A 5,505-nucleotide genomic window follows, 5' to 3' on the forward strand; every position below is an offset into this window, starting at 1 on the left:
CTACCTGTTCAAGTCGGGCAACGCCGATTCGATCGTTAGCGCCAACGAACTGACGTTGATGACCACGCTCGACAACACCGCCTCCACCAGCCTGCCTGACTACATTTTCGGCGCCTGATGGCCGAGACCGGCAACGGACAGCGCGCGAGGCCCACAGGATGCGTTGAGCAAGTTTGATGACCGCCCGTCCCAATGGATTGCTAGACTTCGGGATAGATTGGCGCCGCCTCGGTTGGCGAGTTGCCGGCGAAGGGGGGGAGCGAATCTGACGGTGCCGTGACGGCACCCCGACGAGTTGACCCAGGACAAATCGCCGGCCTCTCTCAACGGGCCATCGCCGACATTTCCAATCGTCGGCATGGGCGTCTCGAGCCCTGTCGAGAGCTGCCCGAGCCCGAGATGACCATCCTACTTCGCCCAGCGCTTGCCAACTTCGAGAGCCGCGAGCCCGGCTCCACCGACTTCCTGTTGTCAGCGACCGTTGCCGATGACGCTTGTTCGAATCGGTCCTTCGCGTTCACGGTCACCCCCATGACGGCCGACACGTTTATCGGCACAGCGAGCGACGACAACTTCGAGGTCGACGACGCGGCGGACGCAATCATCGAGTCGGCCGGTGGCGGCACGGACACCGTCTACGCGAAGGTCAGCTACACCCTACCGGCTCACGTCGAGAACCTGATCCTCGCGGACCAGGGTGAACTGAACGGCACCGGCAATTCAATGGGCAATGTCATCACAGGCAATCGCTGGGCAAACGTCATCGATGGTGGCGCCGGAGCCGACACGATGGTCGGCGACGATGGCGACGATACGTACATCGTGGACAACGCTGCTGATGTGATCCTGGAATCCAGCCCGAACGGGTACCACGACCTTGTCCTGGCTGGTGTCAGCTATGTCCTGCCGGACAACGTGGAGGACCTCACCCTTACGGGCAACGCGGCCATCGACGGAACAGGCAACAGGTCGAACAACCACCTCATCGGCACGCAGGCCAACAACGTCCTCGACGGGGGGGCTGGCCAAGACATGCTGGAAGGCGGCGCGGGCAACGACCGCTACGTGTCCACCTTCCAAAATCTCTCCAATGACTACATTGTCGAAGCCGAAGGTGAAGGCATCGACACCGTGGAGGCCTACGGTACTAAGAGTTTCGACTACTGGCTGGACGACAACGTCGAAAACCTGATCATCAAGAGCGCCGTCGGCGTACAGGCCCATGGCAACGGACTCGACAACAAGATCACGGGCAGCACCGCCGCGGAGATCCTGGATGGCGGGCTGGGCAAAGACACACTGACAGGAGCTGCCGGTGACGACGTGTACACAGTCGACGACACAGGCGACGTCGTTGTGGAACAGTCGAACGGCGGCATCGACACCGTCTACTCGTCGGTGAGTTGGACCCTGGGGAAATACGTCGAGAACTTGACGCTGACCGGCGAATCCGCCGCGGCCACGGGCAACAGCCTGGGCAATATCATTACAGCCAACGACGGAGACCAAGTCATCGATGGCAAGGCGGGCGCCGACACCATGGACGGAGGCAACGGCACCGATATCTACATTGTGGACAACGTGGGCGATGTGGTCAACGACACTGGCAGCGTCGGCGGCCGCGACCTGATACGGTCGTCCGTCAGCTTCACGCTCAACTTCAGCGCCGTCGATCTGACGCTCACGGGAACCGACCCGATCAACGGCACGGGCGACGGCCACGCCAATCACATAGTTGGCAACTCCGCGGACAACGTCCTGAACGGTGGCCTGGACTGGGACGGCGCCGCAGATACGCTGGTGGGCGGCGACGGCAACGACACCTACATCGTCAATGGACCCGGCCATGAGACTGTGATCACCGAAACGGCCACCGGTGGCATCGACACCGTCGTCACGTCGCAATGGTCGATGACGCTGGCACAAAACGTCGAGAACCTGACCCTGGATCCGCTCTATGCGCGCCAGGCCACCGGCAATTCACTGGCCAACAGCATCACCGGCAATGACTACGAAAACAGATTGAACGGTCTGGCCGGCTCCGACACGCTCACGGGAGGCGGAGGCGACGACACCTACGTTGTCGATGACGCTGGCGACAAGACCATTGAAACGAGCGCCGGTGGCAATGACCTCGTCGAGTCATCCATCAGCTTCACGCTGCAGGCCGAGGTAGAAAACCTCACGCTGACCGGAACCTCCACCATCAACGGCACCGGCAATGCTCTGGTCAACACCATCCTCGGCAACTCAGCCGCCAACGTGCTCAACGGCGGCGCCGGTGCCGACTCATTGACCGGCGGGGCGGGCAACGACACCTACATCATCGACAGCAGCGGCGACCGCGTCGTCGAACTGGCCAACGGGGGCCACGACCTGGTGAGGTCATCGGTGTCCTGCGCGCTGGCCACAGAGGTGGAAGACCTGACACTGACGGGCACCGCGACCTCGGCCACCGGCAACACGAGCGCCAACGTGCTGGTGGGCAATGGGTCTGCCAACGTGATCGACGGCAAGGCCGGCGCCGACCGGATGACCGGCGGCGCAGGCGCCGACATCTTCGCATTCACCACCGCCCTCGCCTCAGACCTGATCACCGACTTCACCAGCGGCATCGACAGGCTGCGCGTGAGCCAGGCCGCCATCCGCGTCGGCGACGGCGACACGGAGGTCGAAGGCGCCGTGGCCATCACCGGCCCCAACGGCTTCAGCACCTCCGCCGAACTGGTCATCGTCGGCCACAACATCCTCGGTGACCTCTCCACCACCAGCGCCGCCACCGCCATCGGCCGCGCCAACAGCAACTACGCCATCGGCGACACCCGGCTGTTCGTGGTGGACAACGGCAGCGACTCCGCCGTCTACCTGTTCAAGTCGGGCAACGCCGATTCGATCGTTAGCGCCAACGAACTGACGTTGATGACCACGCTCGACAACACCGCCTCCACCAGCCTGCCTGACTACATTTTCGGCGCCTGATGGCCGAGACCCACCCAAGCCCGCCATGACCTCTCTTCTTCGCCCCGAGCTTGCCGACGCCGACAGTACGCAGATCAGTTCGGCCGACTTCCTAATGATGGCCTTCGCTACAGGCATAGACACGCAGACCGGCACTGCCGGGGACGATATCTTCCATGTCGACAATGCGGCAGACGTTGTCATTGAAGCGCCCGGTGGCGGACTCGACACGATCTACACGACAGTCAGCTACGCGCTGCCGAGCGACGTCGAGTGGCTGGTCAACGAATCGACGGGCTCGCTGCGCTTGACAGGCAACGGCCTGGACAACTTTATTGGTGGCAACGTCGGCAATGACACGCTGGACGGAGGTGCTGGTGCCGACACGATGTCCGGCGCATCGGGTAGCGACACCTACTATGTCGACAATTCGCAGGACGTGGTCATCGAAAGCTTCTCGCCGGGCTATGACGTCGTCTATACAAGCGTCAGCTACGAGCTTTCCACCGCACACGACTCAAGAATCGAGAAACTCATTCTGACGGGCACTGCCTCCTTGAACCTCGCTGGAGGCAGTTTCGAGACCTACCTCGTCGGAAATTCCGGGGCGAATGTCCTGACAGGACGCAGCGGAGTGGATACGCTGGAAGGTGGCGCCGGTAACGACACATACGTTGCGAGCCACGGGTCGACCTTGATCGAAAAGAGCGGCGGCGGCATCGATACGGTGATCGTCGCGGGGGGATTCACGCTGCCAGACAATTTCGAGAACCTGCAGCTCTCAGGCCCCGGCGGCGTGGCCACAGGCAACTCCGTTGCCAATGAGATCACCGGCACGGCAGATCGTGACTATCTCGATGGCGCCCTGGGCGCCGACACCCTTGCCGGCGGCGACGAAGACGACAGCTACTACGTGGACAACGCCGGAGACACCATCGTCGAGTTGACCGGCGAAGGCCGTGACACGGTCAATGCGTCGGTCAGCTGGGCGCTCGCCGCCAATGTCGAGGACTTGCTCCTCATCGGCCGTGCTACGGATGGCACGGGCAACGCTCTGGACAACTGGCTCACCGGCAACGACGAAAACAACACTCTGGCAGGCGGCGCTGGTGCGGACTTCATCCAATCCAGCAGTGGCAACGACATCCTGGACGGCGGCCAGGGCGCGGACACACTCTCAGGCGGGATGGGCAACGACACTTTCTACGTAGACGAGGTCGCCGACGAGATCATCAATGGCTCGCTGGATGACGGCGTCGATACGGTCTATTCGTCGATCAACCATCACTTGGCCTGGGCGGTGGAGAACCTCACGCTGACCGGCAGCGCCGTTGAGGGCTATGGAAACGATGGCATCAACCACATCATCGGCAACGCTGCCAACAATGTCCTGGGCGACGGCGGCGGCTCCATCGGAGGCGATGATCCAACCGCAGACACGCTGGAAGGCGGCTTGGGAGACGACACCTACATCCTCGAAGACGACACCTACAGGCAACAGGCGACGCTGGTGATCGAGGGCATCAACGCGGGCGTCGACACCGTCATCTCCCACGGACCGAACACCACGCTCGCAAGCAATGTGGAAAACCTCGAGCTGACATCTGAGTACGACGGTGTCCAGATCGGCATCGGGAACGAACTCAACAACAAGATCACCGTCACCGGCACCGCCATGGGCTACGACCGCCTGGATGGCGGCCTCGGTGCGGACACCCTGACGGGCGCCAATGGCAACGACACCTACGTCGTCGACAGTATCGGCGACAAAACCATCGAACTCGCCGGCGAGGGCCTCGATCTCGTCGAGTCGTCCATCAGCTGGACCTTGCAGAGCGAAGTCGAGAACCTCACGCTCTCGGGCACCGCAGCGACCCACGGCGTCGGCAATGACCTGGCCAACGATCTCGTTGGCAACTCAGGCGCCAACACGCTCGAAGGCCTAGTGGGTGCCGACACCCTCGACGGACTGTCAGGCGCCGACTCTTTGGTGGGCGGCGCCGGCAACGACGTGTACTACGTCGACAACGTCAACGACAAGACGGTCGAACTGGCTGGGGGTGGCTTCGACACCACACGGGCTTGGTTAAGCTGCACCCTGCAAGACCAGATCGAAAGCCTCTGGCTGTACGGCAGCGCCAAGATCAACGGTACCGGCAACACGCTGGCCAACAAGATCTACGGCAATATTGCCGACAATGTGCTGGATGGTGGCACAGGCGCGGACACCCTGACCGGGGGCACCGGCAACGACACCTACGTCGTCGACAGCAGCGGCGACCGCGTCGTCGAACTGGCCAACGGGGGCCACGATCTGGTGAGGTCGTCGGTGTCCTGCGTGCTGGCCACAGAGGTGGAAGACCTGACACTGACGGGCACCGCGACCTCGGCCACCGGCAACACGAGCGCCAACGTGCTGGTGGGCAATGGGTCTGCCAACGTGATCGACGGCAAGGCCGGCGCCGACCGGATGACCGGCGGCGCAGGCGCCGACATCTTCGCATTCACCACCGCCCTCGCCTCAGACCTGATCACCGACTTCACCAG

At 62.7% G+C, this 5,505-nt stretch carries 2 protein-coding genes; both read left to right on the forward strand.

Annotated elements, in window-relative coordinates:
• The first annotated feature begins 276 nt into the window (after window positions 1–276).
• Window positions 277–2,979, forward strand: a complete 2,703-nt coding sequence (locus tag AACH06_RS29805) for a beta strand repeat-containing protein (RefSeq protein WP_341429467.1) — start codon at window positions 277–279, stop codon at window positions 2,977–2,979.
• A gap of 25 nt (window positions 2,980–3,004) precedes the next feature.
• The coding region (locus AACH06_RS29810) for a beta strand repeat-containing protein (protein WP_341429468.1) at window positions 3,005–5,505 on the forward strand (2,501 nt) is incomplete at its 3' end.

Origin of the sequence: Ideonella lacteola (assembly GCF_038066555.1) — a bacterium.
In the GTDB taxonomy this organism is placed as follows: Bacteria; Pseudomonadota; Gammaproteobacteria; order Burkholderiales; family Burkholderiaceae_C; genus Ideonella; species Ideonella lacteola.